The 16,481-nt window shown below is 62.6% G+C and carries 15 protein-coding genes; 8 read left to right on the top strand and 7 right to left on the bottom strand.

The window, feature by feature from the left end; translation table 11 throughout:
- The first annotated feature begins 11 nt into the window (after positions 1 to 11).
- Positions 12 to 398, top strand: coding sequence for a DUF3224 domain-containing protein (locus ASE26_RS10825; protein ID WP_055934463.1), 387 nt, complete (start codon positions 12 to 14; stop codon positions 396 to 398).
- Between the two features lie 149 nt (positions 399 to 547).
- Here the strand turns inward: ASE26_RS10825 and ASE26_RS10820 are convergent, their stop codons facing one another.
- From ASE26_RS10820 to ASE26_RS10805, 4 genes are all read right to left on the bottom strand, one after another.
- Positions 548 to 1,894 carry a HEAT repeat domain-containing protein gene (locus ASE26_RS10820; protein WP_156398090.1) on the bottom strand — a complete coding sequence of 449 codons (1,347 nt, stop codon included), beginning with the start codon at positions 1,892 to 1,894 and terminating at the stop codon, positions 548 to 550.
- Between the two features lie 81 nt (positions 1,895 to 1,975).
- Positions 1,976 to 4,570: an EAL domain-containing protein gene (locus ASE26_RS10815; RefSeq protein ID WP_055933781.1), complete on the bottom strand. Its 2,595-nt coding sequence runs from the start codon at positions 4,568 to 4,570 to the stop codon at positions 1,976 to 1,978.
- Positions 4,567 to 6,594, bottom strand: coding sequence for an ATP-binding protein (locus tag ASE26_RS10810; protein ID WP_229207207.1), 2,028 nt, complete (start codon positions 6,592 to 6,594; stop codon positions 4,567 to 4,569). Before ASE26_RS10810 ends, ASE26_RS10815 begins: the two co-directional genes overlap by 4 nt.
- On the bottom strand, positions 6,591 to 7,106 hold the full coding sequence (locus tag ASE26_RS10805; RefSeq protein WP_162246587.1) for a YfiR family protein: 516 nt from the start codon (positions 7,104 to 7,106) through the stop codon (positions 6,591 to 6,593). The genes ASE26_RS10810 and ASE26_RS10805 overlap by 4 nt, the downstream gene beginning before the upstream one ends.
- A gap of 253 nt (positions 7,107 to 7,359) precedes the next feature.
- Here ASE26_RS10805 and ASE26_RS10800 point away from each other — a divergent pair, with 253 nt between their 5' ends.
- The gene (locus tag ASE26_RS10800; RefSeq protein WP_055933786.1) at positions 7,360 to 7,842 is read left to right on the top strand and encodes a CinA family protein; all 483 of its coding nucleotides are present in this window, start codon (positions 7,360 to 7,362) and stop codon (positions 7,840 to 7,842) included.
- Here the strand turns inward: ASE26_RS10800 and ASE26_RS10795 are convergent.
- Positions 7,839 to 9,806, bottom strand: a complete 1,968-nt coding sequence (locus ASE26_RS10795; protein WP_055933788.1) for a 3'-5' exonuclease — start codon at positions 9,804 to 9,806, stop codon at positions 7,839 to 7,841. The genes ASE26_RS10800 and ASE26_RS10795 overlap by 4 nt on opposite strands.
- 19 nt (positions 9,807 to 9,825) lie before the next feature.
- Here ASE26_RS10795 and ASE26_RS10790 point away from each other — a divergent pair, with 19 nt between their 5' ends.
- The 3 genes from ASE26_RS10790 to ASE26_RS10780 are packed head-to-tail and all read left to right on the top strand — an operon-like array spanning position 9,826 to position 11,893.
- Entirely contained in the window at positions 9,826 to 10,725 is a 900-nt protein-coding gene (locus tag ASE26_RS10790) for a metallophosphoesterase (RefSeq protein WP_229207208.1), read from the top strand.
- A gap of 14 nt (positions 10,726 to 10,739) precedes the next feature.
- Positions 10,740 to 11,468, top strand: coding sequence for a hypothetical protein (locus tag ASE26_RS10785; protein ID WP_055933791.1), 729 nt, complete (start codon positions 10,740 to 10,742; stop codon positions 11,466 to 11,468).
- Positions 11,468 to 11,893: a hypothetical protein gene (locus ASE26_RS10780; protein ID WP_057246210.1), complete on the top strand. Its 426-nt coding sequence runs from the start codon at positions 11,468 to 11,470 to the stop codon at positions 11,891 to 11,893. The genes ASE26_RS10785 and ASE26_RS10780 overlap by 1 nt, the downstream gene beginning before the upstream one ends.
- Before the next feature lie 13 nt (positions 11,894 to 11,906).
- On the opposite strand, the gene ASE26_RS10775 is transcribed toward ASE26_RS10780, so the two are convergent.
- Both ASE26_RS10775 and ASE26_RS10770 read right to left on the bottom strand, forming a co-directional pair.
- Positions 11,907 to 13,250, bottom strand: coding sequence for a type II toxin-antitoxin system HipA family toxin (locus ASE26_RS10775; RefSeq protein ID WP_057246231.1), 1,344 nt, complete (start codon positions 13,248 to 13,250; stop codon positions 11,907 to 11,909).
- A 2-nt stretch (positions 13,251 to 13,252) separates the two neighbouring features.
- A complete protein-coding gene (locus tag ASE26_RS10770) occupies positions 13,253 to 13,516 on the bottom strand; it encodes a helix-turn-helix domain-containing protein (protein WP_055933796.1) in 264 nt (87 codons plus the stop codon).
- Positions 13,517 to 13,661: 145 nt separating this feature from the next.
- On the opposite strand from ASE26_RS10770, the gene ASE26_RS10765 reads away from it, so the two are divergent.
- The 3 genes from ASE26_RS10765 to ASE26_RS10755 all read left to right on the top strand — a co-directional run bounded on the left by ASE26_RS10765 (position 13,662) and on the right by ASE26_RS10755 (position 16,478).
- Entirely contained in the window at positions 13,662 to 13,979 is a 318-nt protein-coding gene (locus ASE26_RS10765; protein ID WP_055933798.1) for a helix-turn-helix transcriptional regulator, read from the top strand.
- Positions 13,976 to 14,989 carry a cation diffusion facilitator family transporter gene (locus ASE26_RS10760; protein ID WP_057246208.1) on the top strand — a complete coding sequence of 338 codons (1,014 nt, stop codon included), beginning with the start codon at positions 13,976 to 13,978 and terminating at the stop codon, positions 14,987 to 14,989. The genes ASE26_RS10765 and ASE26_RS10760 overlap by 4 nt, the downstream gene beginning before the upstream one ends.
- Before the next feature lie 217 nt (positions 14,990 to 15,206).
- The gene (locus ASE26_RS10755) at positions 15,207 to 16,478 is read left to right on the top strand and encodes a dicarboxylate/amino acid:cation symporter (RefSeq protein WP_057246207.1); all 1,272 of its coding nucleotides are present in this window, start codon (positions 15,207 to 15,209) and stop codon (positions 16,476 to 16,478) included.
- The last annotated feature ends 3 nt before the right edge of the window (positions 16,479 to 16,481 follow it).

The raw sequence follows: 16,481 nt of genomic DNA, 5'->3' as shown, positions 1-16,481 counted from the left end.
GAGACAAACCCATGCAAATCGACGGCACGTTCGACGTCAAACTGACGCCCCAGCCACCAGCCGAAGGCCAGACCTGGGGCCGGCAATCCATCAGCAAGACTTTCCATGGCGCCCTCGACGGCACCAGCCAGGGCGAAATGCTGGCAGCCGGCACCGCCGTCAAAGGCTCCGCCGGCTACGTCGCCATGGAGCAGGTCACTGCCACACTGGAGGGACGCAAAGGCACCTTCTTCCTGCAGCACTTCGGCCTGATGGACAAAGGCGCGCCGACGTTGAAGGTGAGCGTGATTCCCGACTCTGCCACCGGCGAGCTCACCGGCCTGCAAGGCACGATGAGCATCGACATCACGGGCGGCCAGCACCGCTACAGCTTCAGCTACAACCTACCGCCCCGCTGAATATGTCATGAAGTGGTAACAACCGGGGACTATTATCCTGCCTGTCTCCACATTCATACCACTCTCTCCCATGAATGTTTCAGCCGCCCCAATGTGGGCGGCCTTTTTTTTTGAAAGTCGGGGTCAGCTCCGGCAATCGGACATCTTCTTCACATTTCAAGCCCGCCGGCATTTGCTCCCGCAAGCAAGATCCGAGTCTCCTCTGATGCATCGAAACGAGCTTCGTTTGCGATCCAGGCTGGCAGGCAATCTACGTCTTTCATCCATTCAACGATGTCCCTCCGGCATAAGGAGCAAGGGTTGGTACGGTAGATAAAACTGGCGATGCCGGCAAGACGCGCGTCGGGATTTTCCTGGCATACGTGAAGTGCCGGCATTTCCATGAAATGCATTCCGTCGGCATCCGTCTTTACTCGTTCCAGCGCACTGATAATGATTTTCTCATCACCTGGCAGGAAGTTTTTCTTGAGCAGTTCTATTTCATCCCTACGATCAACGGAGAAGTCTTCCTCACTCAAGCGGCGCCTGGCCAACTCGCCGACGCGGGTGTCCTCGAGCGACGCCAGTGCCTTGACCGCTGCCAGCCTTACCTCTTGGTCCGGACTGTGCGCCAGGTTCCAGACGGTGTCGTTCCAAGCGCGAAGGTCCCCCCTTCCGAATATATGCAAGAGCCTGATTTGGACCTGCGGCGCAAGCTCGGACTCAAGGATCTGCAGGATCTTCTGGCGTTCGGAGTCGCTCGCCCAGCGCCCGAATCGGCGGAAAATATGGGGTGATACTTTGTCCTGGCTCTGCGCAAGTTCAACAATGCGCGACAGTGGATTTTCGGCGAGATGCTTCCGCTGGTACTCAAGCCTCCGCTTTTCCTTTTGCTCCGGCGAAAGGGCTTCGTCCGCAGCCCGTTTGTCGGACTGTTCCTGATGCATGGCGAGATACGCAGTAATTGCCATATCACCCGGCGCGCGTGCCGACAAATCCAGCAGCACTTGTTCGCGCAGCGCTTCATCCTCGACCAGGAATTCGAGACCGTCGACATATTCGTCGGGATCGGAAATGAGCCGTTGGCCCAAGCAGCGCACCACTTCAATCGCCGCCGGCACGCCATCGAGCATAATGATGGCAAGTTCTCCAGCGAGGTCATTTTCAGCCCATGAGCGACGCAATGCTTCGGCTGCAGCCCGACTGCCGTTAACGGCAATCAAGCCTACCAGGTTGGCGACCTGGAAGAGATCCTGGTCTTCCACGGGGGCTTTGAACGCTTCGATTACGGCCGCACAAATCCTGTCATCGTGCGCAATCATCGAATACAGCCACTTGGCGCGAGGCCCCTCGCATTGCTGGTCATACGCGCGATTTACCAGGCAGGCATCAAGAATGATCTCAAATAGTTCATCTGAGCCATGGTCTTGCACGTGCAGGACAGCACTGCCACGGCCCTGGTGAAGCGCTGTAGTGAACTCGTCTCGATTCAATAACGGCATCGGGCAATTTTGCATGCCGGCACTCTAACACGAAGGAACTGAAAGAATCCGGGGACAAATGTCCGATTGCCGGACCTGACCCCGACTTTCAATCCTCTAGCCGGTGAGGGCGGTGTGGTCTTCGCCGGGTTCGCCGGCGCGGCGGCCGCTGCCGTGCATCAGCCAGTAGTGATGGAAGGCGAGGCGGATGTTGTCGCGCAGCTGGGTGTCGTCCCACGGCTTGGTGTAGAAGCGGTAGATGGCGCCGCGGTTGATCGAGTCGAGCACCGCTTCCAGCCCGGTGTAGCCGGACAGGATGATGCGGATGGTGTCCGGGTACATTTCCTTGACCTTGGCCAGGAATTCGGTGCCGCTCAGGATCGGCATGCGCTGGTCGCATACGATCACCTGCACCGGGTAGAGCGCCAGCAGGTCGAAGCCTTCGGCTGGTGTCACTGCGGTCAGGATGCGGTAGCCGTCGCGCCGGAACAGGCGGTGCAGCGAGGACAGCACATTGACATCGTCATCCACCAGCAGCAGGGTTTGCGGCGGTTCGGCCGCCACGTTCGGGTCGGGCGGCAGGCTCTTGCCCGACTCGGCCAGCGCGCCCATCTCCGCTGCCGCCAAAGGCCGGCTGAAGAAGTAACCCTGGATCTCGTCGCAGCGGTTGCGGCGCAGGTATTCCAGTTGCGGCCGCGTCTCCACGCCTTCCGCGATCACGCGCAGCTTGAGGCTATGCGCCATGCTGATGATGGCCAGCGCGATGGCCGCGTCGTTGGGATTGGTGGTAATGTCGCGTACGAAGGCGATGTCGATCTTCAGCTTGTCGATCGGGAAACGCTGCAGGTAGGCCAGCGAGGAGTAACCGGTGCCGAAATCGTCGATCGCCACCTTGGTGCCGATCTCCTTGAGCACCGTCAGCACCTGGATAGTGCGCTCGGCGTTCGACATCAGGGCCGTTTCCGTCAATTCAAGTTCCAGCAATTCGGCCGGGACCTTATGCCGCTCCAGTGCTTGCCTGACGTCGCTCTCCAGGTCGCCCTCGACGAACTGGCGGCTGGCCACGTTGACCGCCACGTGCACCCCGCCTACCGGCGTGCGCAGCCAGGTTGCGATCTGGCGGCAGGCAGCATCAATGATCCAGCTGCCCACGCGCACGATCAGTCCCGTATCTTCCAGTACGCTGACAAATTCGGCCGGGTAGACCAGTCCATAGCCTGGACGATTCCAGCGCAGCAGCGCTTCCGCCCCGCTGATGCGGCCTGTAGTCAGGTTGACTTTGGGCTGGTAATGCAGCTCCAGTTCGTTGTTGTCCAGCGCGCGGCGCAGCGCCATTTCCAGGTCGAGGCGCGCCAGCACCTGCACATTCATGCCGGCGGTGAAGAAGCGGTAGCCGTCGCCGCCGGCGTCCTTGGCGCGCTCCATGGCGGTGTTGGCGTATTTGACCAGCGTTTCGGGATCGTTGGCGTCGTCCGGGTACATGGCAATGCCGATGGAAGCCGTCAGCGTGGCCTGGTGCTCATCCAGCTCGAAAGGCGTGCGCAGCGCTTCGCGCACTTCGTTCGCCACCAGCACGGCATCCTGCTGGTCGCGCGTCATGGTCAGGATCAGCGCAAACTCGTCGCCGCCCAGGCGGCCCACCGTGTCGCGCAGGCGCACGCATTGCACCAGGCGGTTGGAAAATTCGTGCAGCAGCTGGTCGCCCATGGCGGCGCCCATCGAGTCGTTGACCTTGCGGAAGCGGTCCAGGCCAATGAACAGCACCACGATGCGCCATTCCTTGTCCTGCGCCAGCTCGATCGATTCGCCCAGGGTCTGGAAGAACAGGGTGCGGTTGGGCAGGCCGGTCAGGCGGTCGTAGTGCGCCATGTGGCGCAGGCGCTCTTCTGCCAGGCGGCGTTCGGTGATGTCGCGTGCCACGCAAATCAGGGTGCGATGCGCGGACTCGCCTTCGCTTTGCAGCAGCCAGTAGACCTCCACGGAAACGGCGGCGCCGTCGCTGCGCAGCAGTTCGATTTCACTCAGTTCCGGTGCACGGTGCGGGGCTGTCAGCGCCTGGCCGGCCCGTTCCGCCTGCGCCGACAGGGTTTCGCGGGTGCCGAGCCCGAGCCGGCCGGGTTCCAGCGACAGCAGCTGCGCACGCGGGTGGCCCAGCATGCGGCAAGCGCCTTCGTTGACGTCCACCAGGGCCAGCGTGCTGGTGTCGATCAGGAAGATGGCATCGGCCGTGGCATCCATCGCGCTGCGGAAGCGCTGCAGGTCGGCGGTGCGGGCGCGCACGGTCTGCTCCAGCACCTCGTTGTAGTCGCGCGCCTGCTGGTGCAGCAGCCGCACTTCCAGCATATTGTTGATGCGGGTGAGCACCTCGACCGGGTCGAAGGGCTTGCTGATGAAATCGCGCGCGCCGGCATCCAGCGCCGGCAGCTTCTGGTCCGGCTGCGCGGTCACCACCAGCACCGGCAGGTATTCCGGCTCCAGCGGCTTCAACGCCTCCATCACGTCGAAGCCGCTCATGCCGGGCATATGCAGGTCGAGGATGATCAGGTCGTAGCGGTGTTCTTCATGCCATGGCGCCACCACGCGCGGGTCGGTGGTGGAGCTGACGTTCACATAGCCGCTGGTCTGCAGCAGGTATTCCAGCAGCTGTACGTTGACCGGCTGGTCGTCCACTATCAGGACTTTGGCGTTCAGGATATCGTCGCGACTGATCACTTGGACGTACTCCCTTCCTCCTCCCTGCGAGCCAGGAAGGCCATGGTGCTGTTGATCGCTTCGGTGAACTCGTCGATGTTGATCGGCTTGATCAGGTAGCGGAAGAAGCCTGCCGCCAGGCCTTTTTCAACATCGCGCGGCATGGCATTGGCGGTCAGGGCGATAACGGGGATGTGCGCGGTACGCGGGTCGGTAGCCAGCAGCTTGACGGCATCGATGCCGTTCATGCCCGGCAGGTTGATGTCCATCAGGATGATGTCCGGCTGGTGGGCGCGCGCCAGTTCAATGCCGAGGTGGGCGTCCGGCGCGGAAATCAGTTTCAGGTCCGGGCGGAAGCTGATGATCTCTTCCACCAGCTTGAGGTTGGCCGGGTTGTCTTCCACGTACAGGACGGTGGCCGGCTCGCCCGCCGCGTGGCGATGATGCTGGGCCGGGCGCTCGGTTTGCTGGTCGATGCGCGACGGCGTCGGCTCGGTCGATTCGAGTTCGATCCAGAACATGCTGCCCACGCCCTGGCTGCTGGTCACGCCAATGGTGCCGCCCATCAGCTCCACCAGGCGCTTGGTAACCACCAGGCCGATGCCGGTGCCCTCTTCCGCGCCGCTTTCCTGGCCCAGGCGGTTGAACGGCTGGAACAATTGCTTGACCTGCTCCGGCCTGAGTCCCATGCCGGTGTCCTGCACCGAGAGCCGCACCAGGTTGGGCCCGCTCGGGCTGCAGTCGACCACCACGGCGCCACCATCACGGTTGTACTTGATGGCATTGGACAGCAGGTTAAGCAGGATCTGTTTGAGGCGCGTGCGGTCGGCCGTGACGTTGGCCGCGCAGCTGTCGGGGAACAGCAGGCGGATGCCGCGCGCGCTCGCCAGCGGCGCCACCATGCTCTCGCATTCCTGCAGGATTTCAGTGAGCGCGACCGGCTCCAGCGACAGCGCCACGGCGCCCGACTCGATCTTGGCCAGGTCGAGGATTTCGTTAATCAGGGTCAGCAGGTGGCGCCCGGACTTCAGGATATGGTTGGCGAATTCGCGCTTCTGCACCAGGGTGGAGGGCAGCTTTTCCGAGGTCAGGATTTGCGCGAAACCAAGGATGGCGTTGAGCGGCGTGCGCAGCTCATGGCTCATGGAAGACAGGAAGGCCGACTTGGCCTGGTTGGCGCTCTTTGCCTCCTGCATCGCCATCGCCAGTTCGCTGTTGGCCTGCTCCAGCTGCAGCGTGCGTTCGTGCACGCGCTGCTCCAGTTCCTCGTTCAGGCGCATGACTTCCTGCTGCGCCTTGCTGCGCTGTTCCGCTTCGCGCGCAATTTCGCTGCTGGAGGTTTCCAGTTCGCGCGTGCGGCTTTCGATCTCGCTCAGCATCTTGTTGAAGGAATCGGCCAGTTCGGCCACCTCGTCGTTGCTGGTACCCGGCGCGCGGCGCGAATAGTCGCCGGTTGCCATCACTTCGCGCGCCACATCGGCAATCGCCAGCACCGGCTGCGTGACGACCTTGTTCAGGGGCCGCATCAGGAGGTAGGCAATGCCCATCGCCAGGAAGGTGGCGATAATCGCGATCATCACGTAGTCGCCGAAGCGGCCCAACAACTCATAATCAGACTGCAGGTAGACCGTGCCCAGCAACTCGCCGTTATCGCGGATGCGCCGGTACAGCATCATCTTGCCATCCTCGAACGCCACACCATCGGCCTGCGGTGCAGTGGGCACACTGAGATCGACTCCCGGCGCCACGTAGGTGGCAAACAACTGGCCGCGCGCATTGTAGATAGCCCCGGCATTGACTTTCGGCCGCAGGCGCAGCAGCGCCAGGTTTTCCTTGGCCAGGCGCGGATCGTCGAAGGTCAGCGCCGGCGCGCTCATATGCCCAAGCAATTCGGCCTGGGTGGTCATGTCGGAACTCAGGGACTGGTGATAGGCCCGCAGGTCATACGCGATGATGGTGCCGAGCGATACCAGCAGGACCACCAGCGTGACCAGCATCACCACACCGAGCAGCTTTTGCGGCAGGGAGCGGCGGCGCGCCATCATCCTGCCACCTGTTGCACGCGAAGGGCGGCCGACAGCATGCGCGCGCTGATTTTCAGGCGCGCTACGGCCGCATGTTTCAGGGAGACTTCAAAGCGCAGTCTTTCGTCGGCGATGACGAAATTGATCATGCTGCCCATGCCGAAGGTTTCGTCGCCATCGGTCACGGTCAGCACCGGCTGGCCGCGGCTGGCCGCCAGCAGTTCCTGTGCCAGTACTTTGTCGTGCGCCGGGATGAACAGTATGTGGATGCCGGCCAGGCTGTCGCCGCGCTTGACGCGCTTGACCTGCAGCGCGCGGCCGTTGGCGGTATGCCCAGCCACAGTTTGTTCCAGTTGCTCGGACAGCGGATCGGCGCCGGCGACGCCGATCACGATTGGCGACTCCGGGCGGGCGAAGCTGCCTTCGGGCCATTCCACGAAACCGGCAAATTTGTACAGGTAGGCCGCTTTGACCTGGCGCTCCAGGCTGGAGGCCGATTGGGCATGGGCGAGCAGGGGCAACAGCGCAGCCAACAGCAGCGCCACCCAGAATACGGGACATCTTGCTTGGAGAGTCCTCACCGCCGTGCCTCGCGAACAGGGGATTTGGGGCATTCTATCGCTGAGTACCCGGGAGCGGCGCAATTATTGGTTTATCGCACCACAAAAGCCTTCCCAGGCTTGCAAGTTAGACGTGACGCCACATTATTGCGGTGCAGCGTGGTCAATCTGCGCAGCTGCGCGCTAGAATGGGCTCAAACGCTTTTGTTTGCTAAAGGAGCCACAAGTGAGTACAGACATCAACGAACTGGCCGCCCAGGTGGGTAAGGCCCTGCAAGACAAAGGCTTGCTGTTGGCAACCGCGGAATCGTGCACTGGCGGCGGCATCTCGACGGCGATCACGGACATTGCCGGCTCCACCGGCTGGTTCGATTGCGGCTTCGTTTGCTATTCGAACGCGTCCAAGACCGAGATGCTGGAAGTACCGGCCGCCATGATGGCGCAATTCGGTTCCGTCAGCGAAGAAGTGGCAGCCGCCATGGCTCAGGGTGCGCTCGGCTCGAGCAACGCCCATGTGGCGATATCGGTGACCGGGATCGCCGGCCCGACCGGCGCAGTGCCAGGCAAGCCGGTGGGCACGGTCTGTTTTGGCTGGGCCAATGCCGACACGGTACACACCGAACGCCTGGTGTTTTCCGGCGACCGCCAGGCGGTGCGCACGCAGACCATCGAGCATTCGCTGAAAGGCCTGCTGCGCTTTATTAATTAATTCAGCAGGCGGCTGCGGCGCTCCGCCGCAGCGGGTTCGAACAGGGTCAGGCCGCCGATGGCGCGGCTGATCGCTACATACAGGTAGCGCCGCTCCTCGGCGTATTCATCCCCATTGCGGGTGGCGCGCGGGAACTGGCCTTCCTCCATATACGGCAGCAGCACCTGCTGCCATTCCCTTCCCTTTGCCGACTGCACGGTTGCCAGCGCCAGCGCCTTGCTTGCGCCGCCGCGTGCAGCAGGCTTGCCGCGCGTCGCCACCTGGCGCCGGCGCAGTTCTTCCAGGAAGGCCTGGGCCTTGGCATCGCCCTGGCGCCGGGCGAAATCCATGAAGGCACGCAGGGTGCGCAATACGGAGTCGGCGTGGGCGCGCTTGACGAAAGTGCGGCGGGTCGCGGCTGGCAGGTCGAGGCCAGTGCTGGCCAGCTCCAGCAACTGCGCGGCGCTGGCCGTAGCGGCCTGCGCCTTCATCTGCGCCAGCACGTCGGCCAGGCGCTGCTTCCAGCGCCGGGTGGCGCCGCTGTCGTAGTGCTGCTGCGCGCAGAGCAGGCCGCTGAACATGAATTCCAGCGTTTCCGGATCGCGCACCACGGCATCTTTCTGCTGCTGGTAGGCGTCGCCGGAGCCGTACATGCCGTGGCTGGACTCGTAATCCCGGCGGTCGCCCGAGACGGCGAAATAGGTTTGCAGGCCGTCGACCATCAGCTCGCAGCTTTCCTTGTCCGCTTTCAGCGTGCTGTAGTCGCCGCTGGCCACGTGCAACAGCGCGCGCAAGGCCATGATCTCCGGGCGCTTCAGGTAGGAGGCGAAGCCGTCGCAGTTGTAGGGCAGGCCGGCATCCAGCAGGGCATTCTCGATTTCCACACTCTGGTCGACTTCACGCAGGATGATGGCCAGGTCCGGACCCAGCGCCAGCTCTTTGGCCTTGGCGACGACCACGCTGGCACAGGCTTGCGGGTCGCTGTGGTCGTATTCGACGTGGCGCACTTCGGAGTAGGTGTCCGGGTGCGATTCGAAGCCGCATTTCGGCACCGCGCGTTCCAGCAGCTTTTTCAGCGATACGCCGCAGCGGCGCGACTGCGACAGCGGCAGGCGCTCGGCATCGGGGAAGGCCAGTTCGAAACCGCCGCCCGAGAAGCGCGGGTCGGCGCCCCTTTCGGCATTGATCACCTGGTGACGGTCGCCCACCACCACCAGCCGCGCATTGCGGCGGAACAGCAGCAGCAGCTCGAATTCGGCGGCGTTCACGTCGTGCCATTCATCGACCAGCAGCAGGTTGGCTTGCGGCATATCGTGCACCGCCTCCGGGAAGCGGCGCAGGATCGAGACCAGGTCGGTCGCGTAGTCGACCGGCGCCTGCCACAGGATATGGCCGGCCTGCGGCTGGCGGCGGCGCTCGAACTCGTGGAAAATTTCCACGATCTCGCGGTCTTCCAGCTGGAACTCGTTGCACAATTCATCGAAGGTGAAGTCGTCGAAGACCTCGTCCTCAAAGCGCAGCGTAGCCAGGGTGGCCTTCATCTGCGCCAGCAACTGCAGCATCATCTCCACGCGCTGGGTGCTGCGCTCGAAGTCGAAATCGAACTCCGTGTAGCGGCCTTCATGGCGCTGCCAGATCGTATTGGCGGCAGCCACCAGCATGGGGCGCATCTGCTCCAGGCTGGACCAGCGCTCCGGCAGGTCGAGCCAGTTGCCGTGCTCCGCGATACGGGTGAGCTGCGAGCGCGCCAGCGCTTCCACCGTCAGCACCTGCACCTTGCGGCCGGGGCATTCCTGCGCCAGCTTCTCGTAAAAACGCTGGCGCGCCCCTTCCGAGAAGCACAGGCCCAGCACGATGCCCGGTTCCTGTGCCGCCAGCATGGACAGCGTGGTAGTCTTGCCTGTCCCGGCGCGCGCCTCGATCATCAAGGTCTGGGCGCTGGACTTCAGGATCGCTTCCTGCTCGCTGGATGGTGAAACTCGCATGCCTGTTCAAATGGTGCCAATGAAAACACGCATTCTACCTTGGCTGGCTGCCGCAGCCCTCTCCGCCCCCGCCGCCGGACACGCGGCGCGGCCCCTGACGGTGTACGCCGCCGGCGACATTGCCGATTGCCGCTATAACCACGCCGCCGACTCCGGCGCCGCAGGAACCGCCGCCCTCATCGCCAAGGGCGACCCGGACGCCCTGGTCCTCACCCTGGGCGACCATACCTACCCGAACGGCGCGCCGGCCGAATTCAGCGACTGCTATGCCCCCACCTGGGGCCGGTTCAAAGCGCGCACCCGTCCCACGCCCGGCAACCACGAATACACCAGCGGCAAAGCCAGCGCTTACTTCGAGTACTTCGGCGAACTGGCCGGCCCGCCAGGCCGCGGCTATTACAGTTTCGACAAGGGCGGCTGGCACTTCATCTCCCTGAACAGCGACTTGACGGCGGCCGAGCACCAGCGCCAGCTGCTGTGGCTCAAAGACGACCTGGCCGCCAGCAAGGCGCGCTGCACCCTCGCCTACTGGCACGCGCCCATGTATAGTTCTGGCGGACACACCCCAAGCAAGAGGATGCAAGAGGCCTGGCGCGCGCTGTACACCGCCGGCGTCGAGCTGGTCCTGTCGGGGCACGACCACGACTACGAGCGCCTGGCCCCGATGGATGCCGAGGCGCAGCCCGATGCCGCGCGCGGCGTGCGCCAGTTCGTGGTCGGCACCGGCGGCGCCATGCTCACGCCCTTCCTCTGGCTGAACGAGCAGAGCGAGGCGCGCTCCAATTGGCGCACCGGTGTGCTGAAACTGGTTTTGAAGGAAAACAGCTACGAATGGGAGTTCCTGCCGGTCCAACCGAAGACGGCGCCGGAGCACCCGCAGCAGGAGGCCCGCGACAGCGGCACGGCCAACTGCCACTGATAACAGGAGCATCAATGCAAAATACGGTTCACTTCGTCCTGCAGGGCAAAGGCGGCATCGGCAAGACCTACGTATCGACCATCCTCGCGCAATGGCTGCAAGCCAAGAGCGAGACCCCGCTGCGCTGCTACGATACCGACCAGGAGAACACCACGTTCTCGCGCTACAAGGCGCTGGACGTGAAGCATGTGCCGGTGATGACCGAATCGCGCACCATCGACCCCAAGCGCTTCGACGCGCTGATGATCGACATCCTGGAAACGGACGGCAACTGCGTGATCGACAACGGCGCCAACACCTTCTCGCCGCTGATGGCCTACCTGATTGAGAACGACTGCTTCAACCTGCTGGAAGAATCGGGCCGCAAGGTGTACATCCACACCATCGTGGGCGGCGGCGACACGCTGCACGACACGGCGATGGGCTTCGTTACGACGGCCAAATCGACCCAGGTACCGCTGGTGCTGTGGGAAAACGAGCATTTCGGGCTGCTGCAGTCGGCCTCCGGCAAGTCCTTCCTCGAATCGCAGACCTACTCCGACAACTCGCAGCGCGTGCGAGGCCGCATCGTCCTGAGCGCGCGCAATGCCGACACCTTCGGCGCCGACGTGAAGAAGATGAACACCGGCCGCCTGACGGTGGACGAAGTGAAGGCAAGCGACAAGTTCAATGTGATGGAAAAGCAGCGCATCAAGGTCGTGTTCCGCGACCTGTTCGAACAACTCGACCTGGTGAACTGGTAATGGCCCTCGACCCGCAGAAACTGCGCCTGCATGTGTTTGAAAAGACCGGCATCAAAGTAGATGTCGACGATCCGATCTTCGCCCTGGTGGCCTTGAACGAAGCAGTGCTGGAAGAGGCGGTCGAACGCCACTTGGCGCGGCTGGCCGGCACGCAGGCCCCGGCAGCAAACGCACCGGGTGCAGCCTACATCCCGCCGCCGGGCGCCCGTCCCATCCCCACCTCGCACGAACCGTTCTCGCGCCGCGAGCTGCGCCTGCTGGCGGCGGCCGCCGGCGTAGCAGTGCTGACCGCCGCCCTGGTGCTGATCGGCCAGGCCATCCTCAGCAAGCCCGCCGGCATCCCGCCGGCCAAGCTGGAGCGCGCCCTGCAGACCTTGGACGCCAAGTCGCGCGCCGCCTTCGAAGCCGAAATCGCGAAACCCTGAGAAGGGTCCACGCTCATCCCGGCATGGCTTCCAGCTTGCGCGCGGCAGCGAGAAGACCGCCCAGGATCTTGTCGGCGACCTTTTCCGAGAATCCTGCGGGCAGCTCGCCCCGGACCTTTTCCACTACGGCCGGCGTGCGGGCAATGAAATCGTTCAGCAGCGGTTCCGCATTCGCGCCGTAGCCGACTTCCTTCGCCGTGCTGTTGAAGTGCCGGCGCTGGATGGTATGCGCCAGATAGTGCCGGCTGTTGCCTAGTAGCGCGATCGCCATCTTGAGCTTATGTTCCGCCCACTGGTTCGGCCCTGGGCCAATAACGGGGTAACCGGACATCACGTCATGGATCGGCGTCAACTTGAAACGGCCCTCACCTGCGAGCAGCTGGATACTGAAGTTTTTGGCGTGGCCATCTGGAGCGCTCAGCATCCAGAAGAGCAGTTGCGAGGCCATGAGCGTGCGCATATCAGTTGCGGCCTGCTGCGATTGCTGCAAGAGGGCGAACATCTGCTTCAGGCCAGGCCCGCCTTCATTTTCGTATTTCAGTAGTGGCGAGGTTCCCGTTGCCTGGCAAAAGTCCTCCTGGACAAGCCGGAACAGCTGCTGGCCGTTTTGGGATGGCACGCGGTCGAAACGTTCGACGACGAGCACTCTTTGTGAGCCGAACGTCGCAATCTCGGCATTCGCCGTGGGTAGCCCGTACTCCTTGAATAGGCGCAGGCATAGCCATTCGTTATCGACCGACGTGGTGAAGTCGGCCTTTTTCCCCCCGACCATCCCGATCGGGAGTTTGAAGATGTGCGTTGTCGGCGTAGCTCCCAGTGGCTTCAGCCATTTACCACCCCACCGCAGGAAGGCGTGCTTTTCTTGCGCGCCGGCCAGCGAAATCCGGAAGTCGTCTTCGGAGTTTTGCGGGGCGCCATGCCGCTCCAGGCTCACCACTTCAATCAGGTGCCGCTCGATGTCGGCTTCATCAACGGCTATGCCATTAACTTGTGCAAGTCCTTCCGGGACAACGCCTTCGGGCAAGAGCTGCAAGGCGCCGACGCAATCCCGGCCAATAGCCGCCAGCAGGTCGAAAGCTTCAAGAGAGCCTGTCTTGAACCGGGCCGCAACACGTCTTCGAATAATGTCGCTGTCGGGTAGCAAGCCCTCGAAATAGTTCGAGACATTGGCTCCTTTAAGCGGCTCGTTATGTATATTGAACGGTAACGACAGCGAGATTGGGCGCCCCAGTTTTGAGGCGCGCCAAGCTTCGTCATACGCCAGTTCCGGGTCCCCATTGGCTTTGACCGTCCAACGTCCGACGTAACCCCCATTAGCCCAGAGATGGAGGGTTTGGCTGTGTGAGCGGCGCCCCACGATTACCACTCCGCCGAACTGCTTGCGGCAGATGTATCTCTCTCACCCAGCCGCAGCTCCAGCTCCAGTGCCGAGCACCAGCTGAGCAACTGCCTGATGCTGATTTCGTCCGGGTGTTTCTCCAGGTGGGAGATGCGGTTTTGGCTTAATCCGACACGGCTTGCCACCGCGGCTTGCGTGAGCTTACGCCGCTTGCGTGTCGCAACCAGCAACTGACCGAGTTGTGGCGCGGTGAGGAGGAGAAGGGAGGCGGGCGCGAAAGCCATGTTTGAGATATCCGGTATCCAGATAAATGGATTTTAGCCGAATATCAGATAAAGTCAATATATCTGAATAACCGATAAAATGCAGCGTGCAAGCAGGCCCAGGATTTTTCGTGCTAACATATGAATACCTATTCATTTGTTTGCTATGGCTATCTATTCTGATAACGATGCTTCCGTCGCGGAGCTGGCGGATTTGTTCCATTTACTGGGGGATGCGACCCGGCTGCGTATCGTGCTGGCTTGCCTGGAGCAGCCGATCGCGGTGAGCGATATTGCGGGCTCGCTGCAATTGAGCTCATCGCTGGTCAGCCACCACCTGCGCCTGTTGCGCGCCGCGCGTATCGTCAAGTCCGAACGCCAGGGCAAGCAAGTCTTCTATTCCACCGCTGATGCCCATATCAGCGGCGTCCTGCGCGATATGCTGGAACATATCGCCGAACCATCCAACGGTAACGAACAATGAGCGCCCATCATCACCACGGACATGGCCACGACCACGGCCATCATCACCATCACGGCGAAGTAGGCCACGGCCGCGCCTTCGCCATCGCGATCGCGCTGAATGCGGTGTTCGTCGCGATCGAGTTCTTCTACGGTTTCCTCGCCAATTCGACCGCGCTGATGGCCGATGCGGGCCATAACCTGTCGGATGTATTGAGCCTGATCCTGGCCTGGGGCGCTGCCGTCCTGGCCAAGCGCGAACCTTCCGGCCGTTATACCTATGGCCTGCGCAGCAGCTCGATCCTGGCGGCGCTGTTCAACGGCATGCTGCTGATGGCGGCGACCGGCGCTATCGCCTGGGGCGCCTTCCAGCGCTTGATGGAGCCGACACCTGTGGCGGGGCTGACCGTGTCCGTGGTGGCCGGCATCGGCATTGCCGTCAACGGTATTTCGGCCTGGCTGTTCATGAAGGGCAGCAAGGATGACCTGAATATCCGCGGCGCCTACCTGCACCTGGCGGCCGATGCTGCCATTTCGCTGGGCGTGCTGATTGCCGGACTGGTGGTCATGTACACCGGCTGGGCCTGGATCGATCCTGCCGTTTCGCTGGTGATCGTGGTGCTGATCATGAGGAGCACCTGGTCGCTGCTGCGCGAGGCGCTGGACATGACCCTGGGCGCGGTGCCGGGCAATGTGGATGCCGCCGAGGTGGAGAAATTCCTGCTGGCCAGCCCTGGCGTGAAAGGGGTGCACGACCTGCATATCTGGTCGATGAGTACCACCGACGTGGCGCTGACTTGCCACCTGGTCATGCCGGGCGGTTATCCGGGCGATACGGCGATCGACGACATCGCGCGCCAGTTGAAGGAGCAGTTCGGCATCCATCATACGACCCTGCAGACCGAGCAGGGCACCACGCAGCATGAATGCTGCCTGCAAGGCCCGGCCCACGCGGACGGCGACAAACACGACCACGCCCATGACCATGATCATGGCCATGATCACGGCCACCATCACGGCCACAGCCATTAAGCCCCATTGCAGGCCTAACCAAAAAGTCGTACAACGCCCCTCCAGACCGTCCAAGCCTTGGGACGGATAAATTACCTGTCGGCATCATTGATATGCCGGCAGGCTTATAAATCAAGCACTTACCGGACTCCATTCCGCGCAACGACAGCAGGCACACGGCTTGCTGTTGAGGCAGGACCCCGCCACCAACGCGGGGACCTACACAACGGAGACCGGAATGCAAAAGAAGTGCCCCCTTACCCTCTACATCCTGTTCGCGATGCTGCTTGGCATCGCGGTCGGCTACGCTTGTCACACGGTATTCCCTGACAAGAAACTCACGGCCGACATTTCGGCCCACATCTCGCTGGTCACCGACATCTTCCTGCGCCTGATCAAGATGATCATTGCGCTGCTGGTGTTCTCCACCCTGACCGTCGGCATCGCCAACCTGAGCGACGGCAAGGCCGCCGGCCGTATTGGCGCCAAGGCTTTCGCCTGGTTTATCGTCGCCTCGCTGGTCTCGCTGGCACTGGGCATGCTGCTGTCGAACCTGATGCAGCTCGGCACCAACCTGGGCCTGCCGCTGCCCGCCATCGACGCCAGTACCGGCCTGAAAACCTCGGCCTTCACGCTGAAGGACTTCATCAGCCACGTGGTGCCGAAGTCGCCGATCGAGGCCATGGCCAATAACGAGATCCTGCAGGTGCTGGTGTTCTCGATCTTCTTCGGCTCCGCATTGGGCGCGCTGGGCGAATCCGGCAAGCGCTTGCTGGACGTGGTCGACGAGCTGGCGCAAGTGATGCTGCGCATTACCGGCACCATCATGGGCATGGCGCCGCTGGCGGTGTTTGCCGCCATGGCTTCCGTGGTCACCACCAATGGCCTCGGCATCCTGGCCACCTTCGCCAAGTTCATGGGCGGCTTCTACCTTGGGCTGTTCTGCCTGTGGGTGTTGCTGATCGGTGCCGGTTTCGCGGTCCTGGGCCCGCGTGTGCTGCGCCTGGTGGGACTGATCCGCGAACCGTTCCTGCTGGCCTTCTCCACCGCCAGCTCGGAAGCTGCCTATCCAAAACTGCTGGTCGCACTGGACAAGTTCGGCGTGCAGCGCCGCATCTCCAGCTTCGTACTGCCAATGGGCTATTCCTTCAACCTGGACGGCTCGATGATGTATTGCACCTTTGCCGTGCTGTTCATCGCCCAGGCCTACGGCATCGACCTGTCGCTTGGCACCCAGGTCACCATGCTGCTGCTGTTGATGCTGACCTCCAAAGGCATGGCCGGCGTGCCGCGCGCATCGCTGGTGGTGATCGCCGCCACCCTGACCCAGTTCCACATCCCCGAAGCCGGCCTGCTGTTGCTGATGGGCGTGGACCAGTTCCTCGACATGGGCCGCTCGGCCACCAACGCAGTCGGCAATGCCATCGCCACCGCCGTCGTGGCGAAGTGGGAAGGCGCGCTTGGCGAAGAAGCGCAAGCGGATGAGCACAGCTACATCCGCGCCGCATAACAA

It is taken from the genome of Duganella sp. Root198D2 (genome assembly GCF_001428585.1).
Lineage (GTDB): Bacteria > Pseudomonadota > Gammaproteobacteria > Burkholderiales > Burkholderiaceae_D > Rugamonas.
The sequence above is the reverse complement of the archived record's forward strand: the minus strand, read 5'-3'. Positions and strand labels throughout refer to the sequence as shown.